The organism is Bradyrhizobium sp. 1(2017) (assembly GCF_011602485.2).
In the GTDB taxonomy this organism is placed as follows: Bacteria; Pseudomonadota; Alphaproteobacteria; order Rhizobiales; family Xanthobacteraceae; genus Bradyrhizobium.
Map to the genome: position 1 here is coordinate 2639313 of NZ_CP050022.2, position 18187 is coordinate 2657499.

General features: G+C 64.5%; 16 protein-coding genes. 7 read left to right on the plus strand and 9 right to left on the minus strand.

The features are described from left to right. Positions 1-73: 73 nt before the first annotated feature. A complete protein-coding gene (locus HAP40_RS12555) occupies positions 74-1591 on the minus strand; it encodes an acetyl-CoA acetyltransferase (protein ID WP_166817508.1) in 1518 nt (505 codons plus the stop codon). Positions 1592-1700: 109 nt separating this feature from the next. Continuing rightward, positions 1701-2834: a nitronate monooxygenase gene (locus tag HAP40_RS12560; protein ID WP_166817507.1), complete on the minus strand. Its 1134-nt coding sequence runs from the start codon at positions 2832-2834 to the stop codon at positions 1701-1703. Between the two features lie 247 nt (positions 2835-3081). On the opposite strand from HAP40_RS12560, the gene HAP40_RS12565 reads away from it, so the two are divergent. Further along, positions 3082-4740, plus strand: a complete 1659-nt coding sequence (locus HAP40_RS12565; protein ID WP_166817506.1) for a flavin-containing monooxygenase — start codon at positions 3082-3084, stop codon at positions 4738-4740. 247 nt (positions 4741-4987) lie between these two features. Then, a complete protein-coding gene (gene yghU / locus HAP40_RS12570; RefSeq protein ID WP_166817505.1) occupies positions 4988-5863 on the plus strand; it encodes a glutathione-dependent disulfide-bond oxidoreductase in 876 nt (291 codons plus the stop codon). 102 nt (positions 5864-5965) lie between these two features. Here yghU and HAP40_RS12575 read toward each other — a convergent pair whose 3' ends face one another. The 4 genes from HAP40_RS12575 to HAP40_RS12590 all read right to left on the minus strand — a co-directional run bounded on the left by HAP40_RS12575 (position 5966) and on the right by HAP40_RS12590 (position 9549). Next, positions 5966-6583 carry a flavin reductase family protein gene (locus HAP40_RS12575; RefSeq protein WP_166817504.1) on the minus strand — a complete coding sequence of 206 codons (618 nt, stop codon included), beginning with the start codon at positions 6581-6583 and terminating at the stop codon, positions 5966-5968. A 104-nt stretch (positions 6584-6687) separates the two neighbouring features. Further along, positions 6688-7965 (minus strand): acyl-CoA dehydrogenase family protein, encoded by a 1278-nt coding sequence (locus HAP40_RS12580; RefSeq protein ID WP_166817503.1) that lies wholly within the window; start codon positions 7963-7965, stop codon positions 6688-6690. 313 nt (positions 7966-8278) lie between these two features. After that, a complete protein-coding gene (locus tag HAP40_RS12585) occupies positions 8279-8659 on the minus strand; it encodes a VOC family protein (protein WP_166817502.1) in 381 nt (126 codons plus the stop codon). Between the two features lie 110 nt (positions 8660-8769). Beyond that, entirely contained in the window at positions 8770-9549 is a 780-nt protein-coding gene (locus HAP40_RS12590) for an SDR family NAD(P)-dependent oxidoreductase (protein WP_166817501.1), read from the minus strand. 213 nt (positions 9550-9762) lie between these two features. On the opposite strand from HAP40_RS12590, the gene HAP40_RS12595 reads away from it, so the two are divergent. From HAP40_RS12595 to HAP40_RS12605, 3 genes are read left to right on the plus strand one after another with little or no spacing between them, the layout of a single operon-like run. Further along, complete coding sequence (locus tag HAP40_RS12595; RefSeq protein WP_166817500.1) at positions 9763-10551, plus strand: enoyl-CoA hydratase/isomerase; 789 nt, start codon at positions 9763-9765, stop codon at positions 10549-10551. Then, complete coding sequence (locus HAP40_RS12600) at positions 10548-11534, plus strand: phosphotransferase family protein (RefSeq protein WP_166817499.1); 987 nt, start codon at positions 10548-10550, stop codon at positions 11532-11534. Before HAP40_RS12595 ends, HAP40_RS12600 begins: the two co-directional genes overlap by 4 nt. Positions 11535-11537: 3 nt before the next feature. Continuing rightward, positions 11538-11915 carry a DUF6285 domain-containing protein gene (locus HAP40_RS12605; protein WP_166817498.1) on the plus strand — a complete coding sequence of 126 codons (378 nt, stop codon included), beginning with the start codon at positions 11538-11540 and terminating at the stop codon, positions 11913-11915. A gap of 108 nt (positions 11916-12023) precedes the next feature. Here the strand turns inward: HAP40_RS12605 and HAP40_RS12610 are convergent, their stop codons facing one another. Continuing rightward, positions 12024-12803 carry an enoyl-CoA hydratase-related protein gene (locus tag HAP40_RS12610; RefSeq protein WP_166817497.1) on the minus strand — a complete coding sequence of 260 codons (780 nt, stop codon included), beginning with the start codon at positions 12801-12803 and terminating at the stop codon, positions 12024-12026. 212 nt (positions 12804-13015) lie between these two features. Between HAP40_RS12610 and HAP40_RS12615 the strand changes: the two genes are divergently transcribed. Then, positions 13016-14290 carry an acyl-CoA dehydrogenase family protein gene (locus HAP40_RS12615; protein WP_166817496.1) on the plus strand — a complete coding sequence of 425 codons (1275 nt, stop codon included), beginning with the start codon at positions 13016-13018 and terminating at the stop codon, positions 14288-14290. Positions 14291-14455: 165 nt separating this feature from the next. Here HAP40_RS12615 and HAP40_RS12620 read toward each other — a convergent pair whose 3' ends face one another. Together HAP40_RS12620 and HAP40_RS12625 are read right to left on the minus strand one after the other, a co-directional pair. Continuing rightward, complete coding sequence (locus HAP40_RS12620; RefSeq protein ID WP_166817495.1) at positions 14456-16033, minus strand: fatty acid--CoA ligase; 1578 nt, start codon at positions 16031-16033, stop codon at positions 14456-14458. A 268-nt stretch (positions 16034-16301) separates the two neighbouring features. Further along, positions 16302-17174 (minus strand): SDR family oxidoreductase, encoded by an 873-nt coding sequence (locus HAP40_RS12625; RefSeq protein WP_166817494.1) that lies wholly within the window; start codon positions 17172-17174, stop codon positions 16302-16304. A 105-nt stretch (positions 17175-17279) separates the two neighbouring features. On the opposite strand from HAP40_RS12625, the gene HAP40_RS12630 reads away from it, so the two are divergent. Then, entirely contained in the window at positions 17280-18089 is an 810-nt protein-coding gene (locus HAP40_RS12630; RefSeq protein WP_166817493.1) for a crotonase/enoyl-CoA hydratase family protein, read from the plus strand. Positions 18090-18187: the final 98 nt, after the last annotated feature.

Sequence of the window (18187 nt, forward strand, 5' to 3'; positions counted from 1 at the left end):
TGTGTTGCTTGCCGGGTCCCGGCTCTGCGGAGCGGCATTGCATGCCGCGCCGCGTCCGGGACACGAGAGCGAGCTACGCCACCCGCCACTCCGGCACGCCATCCGCGGCCATCGCGATCTCGCCGAGCGAGTCCACCGGCGTGCGATCCATGTCGAGCAGATGCGCCAGCGTGGCGGCATCGCTCGCTGGAATTCGCGCCAATGTGCGCCGGTCGTCTTGGGTGCGGAGCATCACCACGCCGTGGTCGACATCGCCGCTGCGGCCGTAGAGCACGGTAAAGCTCTCGACCTTGCCCTTGCCAGTCGCCTCCGTCGCAAACTCCGGCACCGCGCGCTTGCTGCGGTCGGCCTCGCCTTGCACGCTGGTCTCCTGTGCCAGCGCTTCGCGCGGCGGTGCCTTCGACACCACCAGCGCATGGTGCTTGGTGACGAAACCGCCCTGGCCGTAGAGCAGGCCGAGCCCGGCGCCATCGCGAACACGCCGCACCATCGCGCAGGCTGCATGCGTCATGTAGGTGTTGAGCGGTGCGCCGAAGAAGGTGAGGCCGCCGGTCACGGTCGGCTGCACGTCGGCACCCAAGCCCAGCGTTCGCCGTGCCATCTTGGGCACGCACGGAAAACAGCTGTAGAGCTCGATGGCGTCGAACTTCTTGCCGTTGCCGCCGGCGAGATCCATCACGCTCCCGAGCACCGCGTTCTGTGGATGGCTCTCATAGAACTGGTCGCGCAAGAGATAATCCCGCGGCTCCTCCGCCGAGGCGCCGCCGAGCGGAAAGACCAGTCTGTCCTCGGCAATGCCGGCGGCACGCGCCTTGGCGAGGCTGGTCAGCAGCAGTGCGCCGCCCATGTTGACGCTGGGGTTGGCCACCATCAGCTTGTTGTAGGGCCACGCGATCAGGCGGTTGTCAGCGGTCGGCGTCGTGATCTCATCAGAGGCGTAGCGACGCTTCAGCCAGGCATTAGGATTTTGCGCAGCGGCCTCGGAATAACGCGACCAGAGCGTGCCTGATTCAGCCATCGCGTCGCGTGGCGTCTGGCCCCAATGCGCCGAGGAGGCGGCCTCGTAGAACGGATAGACGGTGACGGGGCGAAACACGCCGAGCTTGACCGCCAGCGGCTTCTGGAACGCCGCGCCGCGCTTGGGCTCTTCGACGTCGTGGGCGAACGGCGTCCATGGCAGCTTGACGCCCGCGCGCTCCGCCTTGGTCGCGGTCGACTGCGCCTCGGCGCCGCAGACCGCGGCCACGGTACATTCGCCGCGCGCGATGCGCTTTGCGGCCTCGTGGATGTAGCGGATCGGGCTCTCGCCGCCGACCGGGCCGTAATAGCAATGCGCCGGCGAGATGCCGAGGCGTTGCGCCAGAAGCTGCTCCGGATCGCGATAGCGCCAGCTCAGGAAGTTGACGACGTCGAGCGATTGCACCTCGCCGAGCAGCCTTGCGCCGGCGTCAGCCTCGGCCCGCCGCAGCGCTTGTTCGAGCAGGTCAAGCGGCTCGAGGCCTTCGGTGATCTCTTTCGGGCGGTCGACGATCTCGCCGATGCCGACGATGACGGGGATGCGGTCTTCAGGGATGTTGGTCTTGTCGGTCATGGCCTCAAATCACGGTATCAGTTGTTTCGTCATTGCGAGCAAGGCGAAGCAATCCAGACTGCCTCCGCTGAAAGATTCTGGATCGCTGCACTCGCAACGACGACGGGGACTACTCCGTCACCAGCTTATTCATGTGCTCGACGGCTTCGGCGAACTCTTCCTTGAACTCCTGCACCACGGCGCCCGCGGACTTCACGCTGTCGATCAGCCCGACGCCCTGGCCGACGAAATAGCTGACGAGATCGCGCGCCTGTGCGTTGCCGCTCGCGGCCGCGCGGTCGATCGAGTTGAAGGCGTCGCGGCTGATGATGCTTTGCAGCGGCATCGGCAGCGCGCCCGGGCTGTCCGGCGCGCGATCCCAGGCATCGGTCCAGACCGAGCGGAGTTGCCGGGCTGGCTTGCCGGTGCGGCCCTTCGAGCGCACGGCGTCGCGCGAGGAGGCCGCGATCATCTTCTCGCGAAAGATCTCCGTGGTCTCGGCCTCTACCGTGGCGAGCCACACCGAGCCGGTCCAGGCGCCGGCCGCCCCCATGGCCATGCAGGCCGCCATCTGCCGCCCCGTCATGATGCCGCCGGCGGCCAACACCGGCACGTCGCGGATCTTCTTGGTCGCCTTGATCACCTCCGGCACCAGCACCATGGTCGAGACCTCGCCGCAATGGCCGCCGGCTTCCGTGCCCTGCACCACGAGGATGTCGACACCGGCTGCGACCTGGCGCAGCGCATGCTCCTTGGCGCCGACGAGGGCTGCGACCGGTACGCCGTGTTTCTTGCCCATCTCGATCATGGCTTTCGGCGGCACGCCGAGGGCATTGGCGATCAGGCGGATCGGATGATTGAAAGAGACTTCGAGCAGCTCCAGTGCCGTCTTTCCGTCGAACGGCTGCGGCTGGTCGGCCGCGACCTCCGTGGTGGTGAGCTCGATGCCGTATTTCTTCAGGAGATCGCGCGTGTAGTTGCGATGCGCCTGCGGCACGCGCGCTTCCAGACTCTTCCAGGTGACGTCCTTCTCGCCCGCGGTCGAGATGTTTTCGGGAATCAGCACGTCGATGCCGTAGGGCTTGCCGTCGACGTGATCGTCGATCCATTTCAGCTCGCGTTCGAGCGTATCCGGCGTGTGGACGGTGGCGCCAAGCACGCCGAAGCCGCCGGCGCGGCTGACGGCGGCGACGACGTCGCGGCAATGGCTGAAGGCGAGCAGCGGGAACTCGATTCCCAGCATGTCGCAGATCGGCGATTTCATGACTCTCTCCCGGCGGCTTCGCGTTCTCGTTGCCTTGGTGGGCGAAGCGAAACGACGCTAGCCGATCGTCGCGCACGATGCCATGCCGGATTCGGCGGAGCATCTTGCGTGCAGGCGTCGCGCGATGCGCCAGCCATTCCGTCGCGCAAAATAAGCAGGGCAGGAGGCTTCGATAAGCCTCTTGCGCTTTTGCAGCGGTGAGCGAATGCTGGCTCACAACAACAGAATAACGAGGGAGCGCCAACCGATGTCGTCAGCGCAATCGAGCCCCGCCCGCGCAAGCGAGGCCTACGACGTGGTCGTCGTCGGCGCGGGCTTTGCCGGCATGTACATGCTGCATCGTCTGCGCGGGCTCGGCTTCTCGGCGCGCGTCTTCGAGCAGGGCGGCGGCGTCGGCGGCACCTGGTACTGGAACCGCTATCCCGGGGCGCGCTGCGACGTCGAGAGCATGCAATATTCCTACTCGTTCTCGGAAGAGCTCCAGCAGGAATGGGACTGGAGTGAACGCTACGCGCCGCAAGCAGAGATCCTGAAATACGCCAACCACGTCGCCGACCGTTTCGACCTGCGCCGCGACATCCAGTTCGACACCCGCGTCGAGCGCGCCGTATTCGACGAGCGCGCAAAGCGCTGGTCGGTCACGATCTCCGGCGGCAGGACGGTTCAAGCGCAGTTCGTCGTGCTCGCCACCGGTTGCCTCTCGAACGCGCGCAAGCCCGACATCAAGGGTCTCGAGAACTTCGAAGGCCCTGTCTATCACACCGGCAACTGGCCACACGAGGACGTCGATTTCACGGGCTTGCGGGTCGGCCTGATCGGCACGGGATCGTCAGGCATCCAGTCGACGCCTGTCATCGCCGAGCAGGCCAAACATCTCACCGTGTTTCAGCGCACGGCGAATTTCTCGATTCCCGCGCGCAATTCCGCGCTGACCGACGAGGAACGCGGCACGTTCCGCAAGAACTATCCGGAGATTCGCCGGTTTGCCCGTGAAGTCGCGCGCAACGGTATCTATGCCGAGCAGCCGGATCGCGGTGCGCTCGACGACAGTGACGAGATCAGGACCGGCAAATACGCGGCGCGCTGGGAGCGGGGCGGGCTGACCTTCATGTATGTCTACAACAATCTCGGCCTCGAGCGATCCGCGAACGACACCGCGGCGAACTTCGTGCGCGGCAAGATTGCCGAGATCGTGAAGGATCCGGAGACCGCGAAGCTGCTCCAGCCGAACAGCCATCCGATCGGCACCAAGCGGATCTGCATCGACACGGATTACTTCGCGACCTTCAACCGGCCGAACGTCTCGCTGGTGGACATCAAGGCCAACCCGATCGAGGAGATCACCGCGAACGCGGTTCGCGTCGCAGGCAAGGATCATGAGGTCGACGCACTGGTGATGGCGACGGGCTTCGACGCCATGACCGGATCGGTCGCGAAGATCGACATCAGGGGCCGGGGCGGTCAGACGCTGAATCAGAAATGGGCGGAAGGCCCGAAGACCTATCTGGGGCTGATGAGCGCGGGCTTTCCGAACCTCTTCATCATCACTGGCCCCGGCAGCCCGTCGGTGCTCTCGAACATGATCGTGTCGATCGAGCAGCACGTCGACTGGATTGCCGAAAGCCTCGTCCACATGCGCAAGCAGAGCCTCGTCACGATGGAGGCGGAGAGGGAAGCCGAGGAGAAATGGGTCGCTCACGTCAACGAGGTCGCCCACGGCACGCTCTATCCGCAGGCCAATTCCTGGTATATGGGCGCCAACATCCCGGGCAAGCCGCGCATCTTCATGCCCTATATCGGCGGCATCGGCGTCTACCGGCGGATCTGCGACGATCTCGCGGCAAAGGGGTATGACGGATTTGCGATGGCGCGGGCGGAGCAGGGGCTGACTGCGGCCGTGTTTTGAGCCCGGCTCTTTCGGTCCGTCATTCCGGGGTGCCGCGGAGCGGCGAGCCCGGGATCCATTTCTCCGAGCATGCGTGACGCCTGATGGATGCCGGGCTCACCCTTCGGGTGCCCCGGAATGCCATGGGGAGAGAGGCGGCCATTCCAAAACGGCGAGGGTCCTCGGCCATTCCTGCATTCCGGTGGCCTTGTCATTGGCCATTTGCGGGCTAATTAATGCAAGCGCATCTTTCCGCCGGAGCCACAGCATGACCGACACCCCCGCCTACGTGCCGCCCAAAGTCTGGACCTGGGACAAGGAGAATGGCGGGCAGTTCGCCAACATCAACCGTCCCATTGCCGGTCCCACCCACGACAAGGAGCTGCCGGTCGGCAAACACCCCTTCCAGCTCTATTCGCTGGCGACGCCGAACGGGGTGAAGGTCACGGTGATGCTGGAGGAGTTGCTGGCGCTCGGCCACAAGGGCGCCGAATATGATGCCTGGCTGATCAGGATCGGCAATGGCGACCAGTTCGGCAGCGGCTTTGTCGACATCAATCCGAATTCCAAGATTCCGGCGCTGATGGACCGCTCCGGTCCCGAGCCGATCCGGATCTTCGAGTCCGGCTCGATCCTGTTCTACCTCGCCGAAAAATTCGGCGCCTTCCTACCGAAGGACATCAAGGCCCGCACTGAAGCGATGTCCTGGCTGTTCTGGCAGATGGGCAGCGCGCCCTATCTCGGCGGCGGCTTCGGCCATTTCTACGCCTATGCGCCGTTCAAGATCGAATACGCCATCGATCGCTTCGCGATGGAGGTCAAGCGCCAGCTCGACGTGCTCGACCGGCGGCTGGCCGACAACGAATATCTCGCAGGGAACGAGTACACCATCGCCGACATGGCGGTGTGGCCCTGGTACGGTGCGCTCGCCAAAGGACTTGTTTATGGCGCCGGCGAATTCCTCTCGGTGCAGGATTACAAGAACGTGCAGCGCTGGACCGACCAGATCGCCAAGCGTCCGGCCGTGAAGCGCGGCCGCATGGTCAATCGCGTCTCCGGCGATCCCGCCAGCCAGCTCCACGAGCGCCACGACGCCAGCGATTTCGAGACCAAGACGCAGGACAAGCTCGCGCCGGCGACGTAGGTACGTCGGGTGGATTGGTTGTCGGGCTGCGCGAAGCGCAGTCCGCTGGCGTAGTCCATCGCCTGTTCGCGCATTCGGCGGATTACGCTTCGCTAATCCGCCCTACGGCGTCTTCACACCTTCGGCCGCGGGAAACACCACGCGGTCGTCGGTGCGGCAGTAGCGGTCGGCGAACATGCGGCCGATCGGGTGATAGCGGTCCATATGCACCCGCATCGCCTTGTCGTCCCAGAGCTCGTCTCGGATGTGGAAGTGGATGCCTTCGCCCATGATCAGGCGACGATCGTCGTTGACGTCGATCAGCTTCCAGAGCTTGCACTCCATCGCCCAGGGTGTTTCGGCCAGCCGCGGCACCGCGATCCTGGTCGAGGGCGCGAGCTTCAGGCCGAGATAGTCGGGCTCGCCGATGTCAGGCGGAAAATCGCCGCTGCTCTCGTGCATCGCCTTCGCCAGCGGTTCGTCGGCGATATTGACCACGAATTCGCCGGTACGCTGGATGTTGAGAAACGTGTCCTTGTCCTCTCCGTTCGGCTTGCGGTTTGCCGCGAACATGCAGAGCGGCGGATCCTCGCAAAACGCGTTGAAGAAGCTGAACGGCGCGGCGTTGACCACGCCTGTCGGTCCGAGCGTGGTCACCCACGCGATCGGCCGCGGCAGGATGAAGGAGGTCAGCACCTTGTAGCGCTCGCGTGGCGTGAGGTCGCTGGCGGCGTAGTCCATGGGGGAGCTCCGGGCAAATCGTCATTGCCGGGCTTGACCCGGCAATCCATCGATTTTGAAGAAGGATGGATGCGCGGGTCAAGCCCGCGCATGACGATCTGAGCTTACGCCATGCTCAGCTCGTGGCGGCCGACCACCATCCAGTGCACCTCGTCCGGACCGTCGGCGAAGCGGAGGTGGCGGACGTCCTGGTACATCTCGGCCAGCGGCGTCCAGTGCGAGATGCCGGTCGCGCCGTGCATCTGGATCGCCTGGTCGATGATCTTGCAGGCCCGCTCGGGCACCATGGCCTTAACCATGGAGACCCAGACGCGGGCCTCCTTGTTGCCGAGCACGTCCATCGCCTTGGCGGCCTTCAGCACCATCAGCCGCATCGCCTCGATCTCGCAGCGCGCCTGCGCGATGATCTGCATGTTGCCGCCGAGATGGGCGATCTTCTTGCCGAAGGCCTCGCGGGTGAGGCCGCGCTGCACCATCAGGTCGAGCGCCTTCTCGGCCTTGCCGATGGTGCGCATGCAGTGATGGATACGGCCGGGGCCGAGGCGGAGCTGCGAGATCTCGAAGCCGCGGCCTTCGCCGAGCAGCATGTTCTCCTTCGGCACGCGGACATTGTTAAAGCGCATGTGCATGTGGCCGCGCGGCGCATGATCCTGGCCGAACACGTACATGGGCCCGAGCACCTCGACGCCGGGCGTGTCGCGCGGCACCAGGATTTGCGACTGCTGCTTGCTCGGCGCGGCATCCGGATTGGTCTTCACCATGACGATGAGGATCTTGCAGCGGGGATCGCCGAGACCCGAGATGTAGTACTTCTCGCCGTTGATGACCCATTCGTCGCCGACGAGCTTGGCCGTGGTCGAGATGTTCTTGGCGTCGGAGGAGGCGACGTTCGGCTCGGTCATGACATAGGCCGAACGGATCTCGCCGTTGAGCAGCGGCTTCAGCCACTTCTCCTTCTGCTCCTTGGTGCCGACGCGCTCCAGCACCTCCATGTTGCCGGTGTCGGGCGCCGAGCAGTTCATGCTCTCCGATGCCAGCGGGCTCTTGCCGAGCTCGGAGGCGATATAGGCGTAGTCGAGATTCTTCAGGCCCTGGCCGGTCTCGTCGTCGGGCAGGAAAAAGTTCCAGAGGCCTTCCTTCTTCGCCTTGTTCTTGGCGACCTCCAGCACCTCGAGCTGCTTCGGCGTGAAGCTCCAGCGGTCTTCCTTGCCTTCGCCGGCCTTGGCGAACTCGATCGACATCGGCTCGACGGTGTCGCGGATGAACTTCCTGACGTGGTCGTAGAGCGGCCGGACCTGGTCCGACATCCGGAGGTCGTTGAGCTCGTCGCCAGGATTGAGAGTGTAGTTGGTGGTGCGGGGAATGTAGGTGTGTTTTGTCATTGTTCCTCCCGTGTCGCTGAGATCGTGCTGGCGGCGAGAATAGTCGCAGTGCCTCGAAAGTGCGAGCGCGCATTTTCATGCGCAGGCATGCCATGCGATGGAATTCGCGAGAACGTTTGAAATGTTGTTTGAATGGGGTGAAGGGAGGCGGTCACCTCGCTCGGTGTCGTCCCGGACAAGCGAAGCGCAGATCCGGCACCCACAGCCACAGGGAGCAGTTTGGCGAAGACTCGAAGTTACGAGTTTGCGGTACAATGCCGCCTGTGGTTATGGGTCCCGGCTTTCGCCGGGACGACACCGAGTATGTTGTCGGCTAGTTCGGCAGCCGATGCATCGCGCAGATCTTGTTGCCGTCGAGATCCCGGAGGTAAGCCAGATACAGCTTGCCGCCCGGGCCCTGGCGGACGCCCGGCGGATCCTCAATCGATTTTGCACCGGCCGCGATGCCGGCTGCGTGCCATTGCTCGACCTGCTCCGGCGAGTTGCATGCGAAACCGATTGTGGCGCCATTCGCGCAGGTCGCCGCTTCGCCGTTGATCGGCTTCGACACCGAGAACACGCCGGTCTTGGTTATGTAGAAAATGCGATGCCCGTCGACCATCGCTGGCCGCACCTCGAGCGTGCCGAGCAGCTTGTCGTAGAACCCCTTGGCCTTGTCGAGGTCGTTGGTGCCGATCATGACGTGTGAGAACATTTGCGCATTCCCTCAGAGTTTGTGGCCCGGATGGAGCGGAGCGAAATCCGGGTCTGTTTTGCTTTGGCCGTCCCGGATCGCGCTTCGCTCCGTCCGGGTTACTCGAAAGATCAGAACGCTGTATAGCCGCCGTCGATCACGAACGTATCGGCAGTGTGATACGACGATGCCTTGCTCATCAGGTACACCGCGATGCCGCCGAAATCGGATGCTTCGCCGAAGCGTCGCATCGGGATGCGCGGCATCACGTTGGCGACGAATTTGTCGTTGGCCATGATCCCGGCCGTCATGTCGCTCTTGATCCAGCCGGGCAGGATCGCGTTTGCGGTGACGCCGTGGCGTGCCAGCTCGACGCCGAGCGCGCGCACCAGCGCGTTGATGGCGGCCTTGGTCGCGGCATAATGCTCGTTGCGCGCGGTACCGAAGATCGAGGCGAGGCTCGAGGTCGCAACCAGCCGGCCGAACGGGTCGCCGGCATTGGCCCGCTCGGTCATGTGCTTCGCGGCCGCCTGGAACGCGTGGAACACGCCGTCGAGATTGGTGGCGAACATCGTGCGCCATTCCTCTTCGGTGCGCTCGATGAAGGCGCGCCGGCCGCCGCCGCCGATGCCTGCATTGGCGAAGCAGCCATCGACCCGACCGAAGGAATCGAGCGTCGCCTTCATCGCGGCATTGACCGATGCCGGATCGGTGACGTCGCAGACGCGGGTCTCGACCTTGCCTGACAGCCCCGCCATGCTCGCGGCGGCAGCCTTGTTCTTTTCAGGATTGCGACCCCAGATCGAGACGTTGCAGCCCTGGGCGGCCAGCGCCTGCGCGATGCCGAGTCCGATGCCGCCATTGCCGCCGGTGATCACGGCGACGCGGCCGGAGAGGTCGAAAAGGTTCATGGCGCGTTTCCTGTTCTTGGCCAGTTCTCGGCAAGTCTTTCAGTCGCCCTGGCAAGTCTTCCCTGGCATGCCGCGCATCAGCCGCTGCGCGCAAGATTGCTCGCCATGCCCTGATCACCATGGACAAGACCGCGCCAAAAATCAAATATGCGCCCCGGCAAAACAAATTCCGGTCTGCGAAACTGACGCAGGCCGGCAACTGACGAGGAAACCATGCAGTTCAAACATGTCACGCTCGAATTCGATGGCTCGGTCGCCATCCTCAAGCTCGACCATCAGGAGGTGATGAACGCGGTCTCCGTGGACATGCTGGGCGGACTTGCCGACGCGCTCGATGCGATCGAGGAGAAGAAGGACGAGGTGCGCTGCGTCGTCTTGACCGGCGCGGGGCGGGCATTCTGCACCGGCGCGAACCTCCAGGGTCGGAACAACCAGTCGAAGAAGACCAAGGCCGGCCTGACGCTGGAGACCGGCTTTCATCCGTTCCTGCGCCGCATCCGCAACCTGCATTGCCCGATCGTGACCGCGGTCAACGGACCGGCGGCCGGCGCCGGCATGAGCTTCGCGCTGCTCGGCGACATGATCCTCTGCGCGCGCTCCTCCTATTTCCTGCAGGCCTTCCGCCGGATCGGCCTCGTGCCGGATTGCGGTTCGACCTGGCTGCTGCCGCGCCTGGTCGGCCGGGCGCGCTCGATCGAATTGTCGCTGATGGGCGAGCGGCTGCCGGCCGAGAAGGCGCTGGAATGGGGCCTCGTTAACCGCGTCTACGATGACGGCGCGCTGATGGAGGAGGCGATGAAGCTCGCGCGCGATCTCGCCAGCGGCCCGACGGTCGCGCTGTCGCTGATCCGCAAGCTCTATTGGGACAGCCCGGAAAACTCCTTCGAAGATCAACTCAACCTCGAATTCCAGTGCCAGCTCCGCGCCGGTGACACCCAGGATTTTCGCGAGGGCGTCGGCGCGTTCCTGGAGAAGCGGCCCGCGCAGTTCAAAGGCAAATGATCGAGGCGGAGCTCTCGCGCAGCGTCGCGCGCTGGCACCCGGGCGCGAGCGGCGTCACAGGCGCCGCAAAGCTGTCCGGCGGCGCCAGTCAGGAAACCTGGCGTTTCGACATCGTGCATCCCGATGGGCCGATCGGCGCGATCCTGCGCCGCTCGCCGAAGGGCTATGGCGCCGCGCCGACGCGCGCGGCGGGTCTTGCCGCTGAAGCGCAGCTGATGCAGCTCGCTTATGAAGCCGGCGTGCCGTCGCCGCGCGTGATGCATGTGCTCGTGCCGGAGGACGATCTCGGCACCGGCTTCATCATGCAGCGGGTGGAAGGCGAGACCATCGCGCGCAAGATCCTGCGCGATGAGGAGTACGCAACGGCGCGGCCGCATCTGGCACGGCAGATCGGCGGCGTGCTCGCCGGGCTGCACAGGCTGCCCCAGGACAAATTGCCCGAGCTGCGCAGCAGGTCGGCGACACAGGAGATCGCCGAGTTCGAGCGTGACTATCACAGCCTCAACTGGCCCAAGCCCGTGTTCGAGCTGGCGCTGCGCTGGCTCTGTGACAACGACCCCGGCCCCTCGGCCGAGACGACGCTGGTGCATGGCGACTTCCGCAACGGCAACCTCATCATCGGCGCCGACGGCGTCCGGGCGGTGCTGGACTGGGAGCTCGCCCATCTCGGCGATCCCATGGAGGATCTTGGTTGGGTCTGCGTCAATTCCTGGCGCTTCGGCGAGATCGACAAGCCGGTCGGCGGCTTTGGCTCGCGTGAGGAGCTGTTCGCGGGCTATGAAGCTGCCGGCCGCAAGGTCGATCCGGCGCGCGTGAAATTCTGGGAGGTGATGGGCACGCTGCGCTGGGGCATCATGTGTGGCGGCATGATGCAGCGCTTTCGTGAGGGGCCGGACCATTCCATGGAGCGCGCCATGATCGGCCGCCGCGCCTCCGAGACCGAGATCGATCTGTTGCGGCTCTTGGCGCCGCGCGGGAGCTGACCCATGCAGGACGAACCCACCCCGATCGAGCTGACCAAATCGGTCGCCGATTTTCTCCGCAACGACATCACGCCGCTGATCTCCGGCCACCAGGCCTTCAAGCTCCGCGTCGCCATCAACATCCTCGACCTTGTGACGCGGCAGCTGACGCAGGAGGAGGGGAGTGATGCCGCGGAAGTAGAGCGGCTGCGCGCGCTGCTCGGCACGGACGGCTCGGTGACAGAGCTCAACCGCGCCCTTGCCGATCGCATCGCCCAAGGCGAGATCGACCTTGCGACGCCGGGCCTCGCCGAGCATCTCTGGGCGACCACGATGGACAAGCTCGCGGTCGATCAGCCGAACTATGCGTCGTACAAGCGCGAGCTGAGGCGGGAAGGGTAGACGGCGCTCCATCCACCGTCATTGCGAGCGCAGCGAAGCAATCCAGAATCCGTCCACGGCGGCAGTCTGGATTGCTTCGTCGCAAGGGCTCCTCGCAATTGAGACCTTCTACTTCCCCACCCATTTCGGCGGCCGCTTCTCCGAAAACGCCTTCGGGCCCTCGATATAGTCCTGCGAGGCCACCATTGCCTTCACCGCCGGGTACTCTCGCTGCTCCTCGATCGCCTGTTCCAGCGACACGCCAAGCCCCTTCTGGATCGCCTGCTTCGAGGCCCGGATCGACATCGGCGAGTTCTTGGTGATCATCTCCGCCCAGCGCAGTGCGGCCGACAGCGCCTCGCCCTGCGGTACCACCTCGTTGACGAAACCAAGCTCGAGGCCTTCCTTGGCGCTGACATGCCGCGCGGTGAGGATCATGCCCATGGCGCGCTTGAGGCCGATCTGCCGGGGCAGCCGGTGCAGGCCGCCGGCGAGTGCGGCCAGCCCGACGCGCGGCTCGGGCAGGGCGAAGGTCGCGTTCTCCGAGGCGATGATGAGGTCGCAGGCCAGCGCGATCTCGAAGCCGCCGCCCATCGCGACGCCGTTCACGGCGGCAATGATCGGCTTGTCGCAGTCGAAGCGCGAAGTCAGGCCGGCAAAGCCGCCCTTGTCCCAGCCGCGCTTGCCGCCTGCTGCCTGCCACTTCAGATCGTTGCCGGCGCAGAACGCCTTGTCGCCGCTGCCGGTGACGATCGCGATCCACTGCTCGGGATCGGCGGAGAAATCGTCGAACACCTTTTGCAGCTCGAAATGCGCGTCGGTATGCAGCGCGTTGTAGACCTCGGGCCGCGACAACGTCACGATCGTGATCGGTCCCTTGCGTTCCACCTTCGAAAATTTCAGCTCCATCACGCGCTCCCGCATTTTCTCGTCGAGGAATATTGACGGCATAGTAGCGCGCGTGCGCGGTTCAACACCATCGAATTGCGCGGACGCGCCTTGCGCGTTCGGCACGCCCGCCTCGCTTGACTTGAGTGAGCTCTTCTCCGCTTAATCATGCGAAGCAAGAATGCGCCTAGCGCCTTAACGCAAAACGACAAAATCACTCCGGGAGAGACCCCTTGGATTTCTCATTGCCTGCCGATCTCGTCGCCTATCTCGCAGAGCTCGATCGTTTCATCGCGCGCGAGATCAAGCCGCTCGAAGAGGCCGACGACAACATCCGCTTCTTCGATCATCGCCGCGAATGGGCGCGCACCGATTTCGAGAATGGCGGCCTGCCGCGCCATGAATGGGAAGCGCTGCTTCGCAAGGCGAAGGATCTCGCCGATGCCGCGGGCCATCTCCGCTTTCCGGTCCCGAGGCAATATGGCGGCAAGGACGGCTCCAATCTCTGGATGGCGGTGATCCGCGAGCATTTTGCCGCCAAGGGCCTGGGCCTGCACAACGACCTCCAGAACGAGCATTCCATCGTCGGTAATTTTCCCGTCGTCACCATGCTCGACCGCTACGGCCGCGACGACCAGAAGGCGATGATCGATGGCTCGATCAAGGGCAAGTACCGTATCACCTTCGGCCTGACCGAGCCGCATCACGGCTCGGACGCAACTCACATGGAGACGCGCGCGGTGCCGGCCACCCGCGACAACGTCAAGGGCTGGATCATCAACGGCGAGAAGATGTGGACGACCGGCATGCACGTCGCCACGCATTGCGCGCTGTTCGCGCGCACCAGCGGCAATGACGGCGATGCCCGCGGCATCACCTGCTTCCTGGTTCCGGCCAAGAGCCACGGCGTCAAGGTCGAAGAGTACATGTGGACCTTCAACATGCCGACCGATCACCCCCGCGTGAGCTTCACCGACGTGTTCGTGCCAGAGGATGCGCTGTTCGGCGAGGTCGGCCGCGGCCTGTCGCTGGCGCAATGCTTCGTGCATCAGAACCGCATCCGCCAAGCCGCGAGCTCGCTCGGCGCGGCCGTCTACTGCATCAACGAGAGCGTCAAATACGCGCGCGAGCGAAAGCCGTTCGGCAGGGCGCTGGCCGAGAACCAGGCGATCCAGTTCCCGCTCGTGGAGCTCGCCACCCAAGCCGAGATGCTGCGTCTCCTGATCCGCAAGACCGCCTGGGAGATGGACCAGCTCACCGAGGAGCAGATCGAGCGCACGCTCTCCGATCGCGTCTCCATGTGCAACTACTGGGCAAACCGCCTGTGCTGCGAATCCGCCGATCGCGCGATGCAGGTCCATGGCGGCATGGGCTACTCACGCCACAAGCCATTCGAGCACATCTACCGCCACCACCGCCGTTACCGGATTACGGAAGGCAGCGAGGAGATCCAGATGCGCAAGGTGGCGGGGTTCCTGTTCGGCTACATGGGGCCGGGGAAGCATTAGCTTCCTGCGGCGCTCTCTGTCCGCGTCGTCCCGGCGAAGGCCGGGACCCATAACCCCAGGGAGAAGTCGTTGAGCGCGATGACAGCTCCGAATCTTCGCCAAACTACACTCGGTGGGTATGGGTCCCGGCCTTCGCCGGGACGACGGTGTGGAGAGAGCCAGGGGCTAATTCACACGTCGATCCTTCCCCGCCCAATACGGCTCGCGCAATTGCCGCCGCAAGATCTTGCCTGACGGATTTCTCGGCAGCGCCGGCAAGAACTCCACGCTCTTCGGCGTCTTGTAGCCGGCGATGCGCTCGCGGGTGAAGTTGATGATGTCGCTGGCGGTCGCTTCCTTGCCCGGCTTCATGACCACGACGGCCTTCACCGCCTCGCCCCATTTGTCGTCGGGCACGCCGATCACGGCGGCTTCCGCGACATCGGGATGATCGCACAGCGCGCTCTCGACCTCGGCGGGATAGATGTTCTCGCCGCCGGAGATGATCATGTCCTTGATGCGGTCGTGGATGTAGAGGTAGCCGTCCTCGTCCATGTAGCCCGCATCGCCGGTGCGCAGCCAGCCGTCGCCGCGCAGCGTCGCGGCAGTCGCCTCGGGCAGGTTCCAGTAGCCCGCCATGTTGGAGCCCGACCGCGTCGCGATCTCGCCGACTTCACGCGGCGGCAGCGGCTTGCCCTCGACGTCCAGGATCGCAATCTCGACGCCGGGCAGCGCCTTGCCGGCCGAGCGCATCCGCTCCAACCCCTCGACATGGTCTTCCGGCGGCAGCGCGACGATGGTGCCGGTCGTCTCGGTCATGCCGTACATCTGCACGAAGCCGCATTTGAAGATTTCGATGCACTCCTTCAGCAGCGCCGCCGGAATAGGCGAGGCGCCGTACAGCATGTATTTGAGCCGCGAGAAATCCACCGTCTTCGCGCGCGGCTGCCGCACCACGAACTGCATTGCCGCCGGCACCATGAACAGCTTTGTGATGCCCGACTGCTCGAAGAAGTCGAGCACCCTGGTCGGATCGAACTCGCGCGCGATGACGCCGCGGGCGCCGTGATAGAGCCCCATCACGCCCCAGCCGGAGCCGCCGATGTGGAAGATCGGCATCGCGACCAGCGAGACGTCGTCGGTCGACCACCGGTTCCATTCCGGCTTGTCCTCGGCATTGCCCGTTTGCACCAGGTTGAGGAAGTTCGCGTGGCTCAGCATCGCGCCCTTCGGCTTGCCTGTCGTGCCCGACGTGTAGAGCTGGATCGCGATGTCCCTGCTGTCGATCGGCACTCTGGGATCATCACCGCTTTGCGCCTCGCGCCACGCGGTAAAGTCTTGCCATTCCGGCGCACCGCCCTCGGTGGTGATGATTGTGCGCACGCCGGGTAGCTTGTCCTTGATCTGGTGGACGAGCGTCATGAACTCCGGCCCGACGAACAGCACCGGCGCCTTGCAATCTTCGACGATGAAGGCGACCTCGGGCCCCGCGAGCCGCCAGTTTACGGGCGCCATCACCACGCCGGCCTTCATCGCGCCCATCAGCAGCTCGAAATAGAGATCGCTGTTCTTGCCGAGATAGGCGATGCGGTCGCCCTTGTTCACGCCCATCGCGATCAGCGCATTGGCGACCTTGTTCGTCTTGACGTCGAATTCGGCAAAGCTGGTGAGGCGCCCCTCGAACTCGTAGGCAACGGCATGACCGCGGCTCGTCGCGCGTTCGCGCACCATGTCGGCGAGATTCGCCAGTGGCTGTGTGGACATGTTTCTCCCGTGGGTGTTTTTTTATGCCGTGGAGTGTGGCGTCATCCGCGGGTGAAGACAAGATGGGGGAGCCCCGCTGTCGTCCCGGACAAGCGCAGCGAAGCGGAGCGCAGATCCGGGACCCATAACCACTAAACGCAATTTGGCGAAGACTAGTCATGACCAGTCTTCGCCAAACAGGGCTCGGTGGTAATGGGTCCTGGCTTTCGCCAGGACGACGGCTGAGTGTGGAGCGACGTCTTCGCACCTCTCACAGCGGAGAGCAGTGTTACCCCCGCTTCGCGCGGTCCTTCTCGTTCTGCGCCATGATGCTTTCGCGCGCGGCTTGCCAGTCGCCGTCGCTCCAGTCGCGGAGCTGGTAGAAATTGCCGCCCATCGCCAATGCCTGCGCGCCGTCCATGGCGATGGTCTCGCCATTGATCCAGTCGCAGCCGCCGGAGATCAGGAACGTCGCGACGTTCTGCAATTCCTCCATCGTGCCGACGCGGCCCATCGGGTTCATCGCCTTGGTGCGCGCGCCGGCCTCGTCACCGGGCTTGATGCGCTTGCTCATACCCTCGGTCGGGATCTCGCCCGGGGCGATGGTGTTGAGGCGGATGCCGTGCCGGCCCCATTCGGTGGCAAGCGACATCGTCATGGCGTGGATCGCCGACTTGCTCATTGCCGACGGCACCACGTAAGGCGAGCCGTTGCGCACCCAAGTCGTGGTGATCGAGACGACGTTGCCGGGCTGCTTCAAGGCGATCCAGCGCTTGCCGACCGCATGTGTCACGTAGAACGTGCCGTGCATGACGATGTTGGCAACCGCATCGAAGCCGCGCGGCGAGAGCTCCTCGGTGCGCGAGATGAAATTGCCGGCCGCATTGTTGATGAGGTCGGTGAGGGGACCATCGCGGAAGATGGTCTCGATCATCTCCTCGACCGCGAGCGCGTTGCGGATGTCGACACCGTGACTGGTGACCCGGCCGCCATACTCGGCCATCAGCTCGGTCGCGGTCTCGTCGCAGACGATCTTGCGCCGGCCGCAGATATGCAGCTCGGCGCCGAGCTGGAGGAAGCGCGCCGCCATCGACTTGCCGAGCCCAGTACCGCCGCCGGTCACGAGAATGCGCCGTCCGGCCAGAAGATTTTCCTTGAACATGGCTGTTTCTCCCGTACGGATTGTCAGTTAATTGGTCGATTGACTAAATCTGGCCGCCAGCTTCCTGTAAAGCGGCACTGAACAAGAACAGGGGAGAATTGATCCATGGAAGAGCGCGTCTCGATCTCGATCTCGGAAGGCGTTGCCGATGTGCGGCTGGTGCGCGCGGACAAGATGAACGCGCTGGATCAGGCCATGTTCGAGGCGCTTGTCGCCGCGACTGAGCGGCTTTCGAACGACAAGAGCGTGCGCGCCGTGGTCCTCTCCGGCGAGGGCCGCGCCTTCTGCGCTGGTCTCGACATGGGGCGTTTTGCCGCCATGAAAGAGAAGGGCGGTAACGGAATTCCGGGTGGCGAAAATCGTGACCTCACCAAGCGCACCCATGGCCAGGCGAACTTTCCGCAGCAGGCGGTATGGGGCTGGCGCCAGCTTCCGGTTCCGGTAATCGCGGCCGTGCACGGCGTCGCCTTCGGCGGCGGCTTCCAGCTTTCGCTCGGTGCCGACATGCGGTTTCTCTCTGCCGACGCGCGGATGTCGGTGATGGAGATCAAATGGGGCCTCGTCCCTGACATGGCGGGCACGCCGATCCTGGCCTCGCTGGTGCGCGACGATATCTTGCGCGATCTCACCTATACGGGGCGCATCTTCTCCGCGCAGGAGGCGATGACCTACGGCCTCGCAACGCGCATCTGCGACGACCCGCGCGCGAGCGCGCTGGAAGTCGCGCGCGAGATCGCGGGCAAGAGCCCCGATGCGATCCGCGCGGCCAAGCGTCTGCTCAACAATCTCTCGGTCGATCCGGGCCCCGCGCTGCTCGCGGAATCCGTTGAGCAGCAGAAGCTGATCGGCAGCCCGAACCAGACTGAAGCGGTGCGCTCGAACCTGGAGAAGCGCGCGGCGAAGTATGCGGACTAGCGTTCCGTCATTCCGGGGCGCCGCGCAAGCGGCGAGCCCGGAATCCATAACCCCGGCTCGTGGTTATGGATTCCGGGCCTGCGCCTACGGCGCATCCC

Bases quoted from the DNA above. Each gene is read 5' to 3' on its own strand.
- HAP40_RS12630 (WP_166817493.1), top strand. From the start codon at position 17,280: ATGGAAGAGCGCGTCTCGATCTCGATCTCGGAAGGCGTTGCCGATGTG.
- HAP40_RS12610 (WP_166817497.1), bottom strand. From the start codon at position 12,803: ATGGAGCTGAAATTTTCGAAGGTGGAACGCAAGGGACCGATCACGATC.
- HAP40_RS12625 (WP_166817494.1), bottom strand. From the start codon at position 17,174: ATGTTCAAGGAAAATCTTCTGGCCGGACGGCGCATTCTCGTGACCGGC.
- HAP40_RS12590 (WP_166817501.1), bottom strand. From the start codon at position 9,549: ATGAACCTTTTCGACCTCTCCGGCCGCGTCGCCGTGATCACCGGCGGC.
- HAP40_RS12555 (WP_166817508.1), bottom strand. From the start codon at position 1,591: ATGACCGACAAGACCAACATCCCTGAAGACCGCATCCCCGTCATCGTC.
- HAP40_RS12600 (WP_166817499.1), top strand. From the start codon at position 10,548: ATGATCGAGGCGGAGCTCTCGCGCAGCGTCGCGCGCTGGCACCCGGGC.
- HAP40_RS12575 (WP_166817504.1), bottom strand. From the start codon at position 6,583: ATGGACTACGCCGCCAGCGACCTCACGCCACGCGAGCGCTACAAGGTG.
- HAP40_RS12595 (WP_166817500.1), top strand. From the start codon at position 9,763: ATGCAGTTCAAACATGTCACGCTCGAATTCGATGGCTCGGTCGCCATC.
- HAP40_RS12620 (WP_166817495.1), bottom strand. From the start codon at position 16,033: ATGTCCACACAGCCACTGGCGAATCTCGCCGACATGGTGCGCGAACGC.
- HAP40_RS12580 (WP_166817503.1), bottom strand. From the start codon at position 7,965: ATGACAAAACACACCTACATTCCCCGCACCACCAACTACACTCTCAAT.
- HAP40_RS12565 (WP_166817506.1), top strand. From the start codon at position 3,082: ATGTCGTCAGCGCAATCGAGCCCCGCCCGCGCAAGCGAGGCCTACGAC.
- yghU (WP_166817505.1), top strand. From the start codon at position 4,988: ATGACCGACACCCCCGCCTACGTGCCGCCCAAAGTCTGGACCTGGGAC.
- HAP40_RS12585 (WP_166817502.1), bottom strand. From the start codon at position 8,659: ATGTTCTCACACGTCATGATCGGCACCAACGACCTCGACAAGGCCAAG.
- HAP40_RS12605 (WP_166817498.1), top strand. From the start codon at position 11,538: ATGCAGGACGAACCCACCCCGATCGAGCTGACCAAATCGGTCGCCGAT.
- HAP40_RS12560 (WP_166817507.1), bottom strand. From the start codon at position 2,834: ATGAAATCGCCGATCTGCGACATGCTGGGAATCGAGTTCCCGCTGCTC.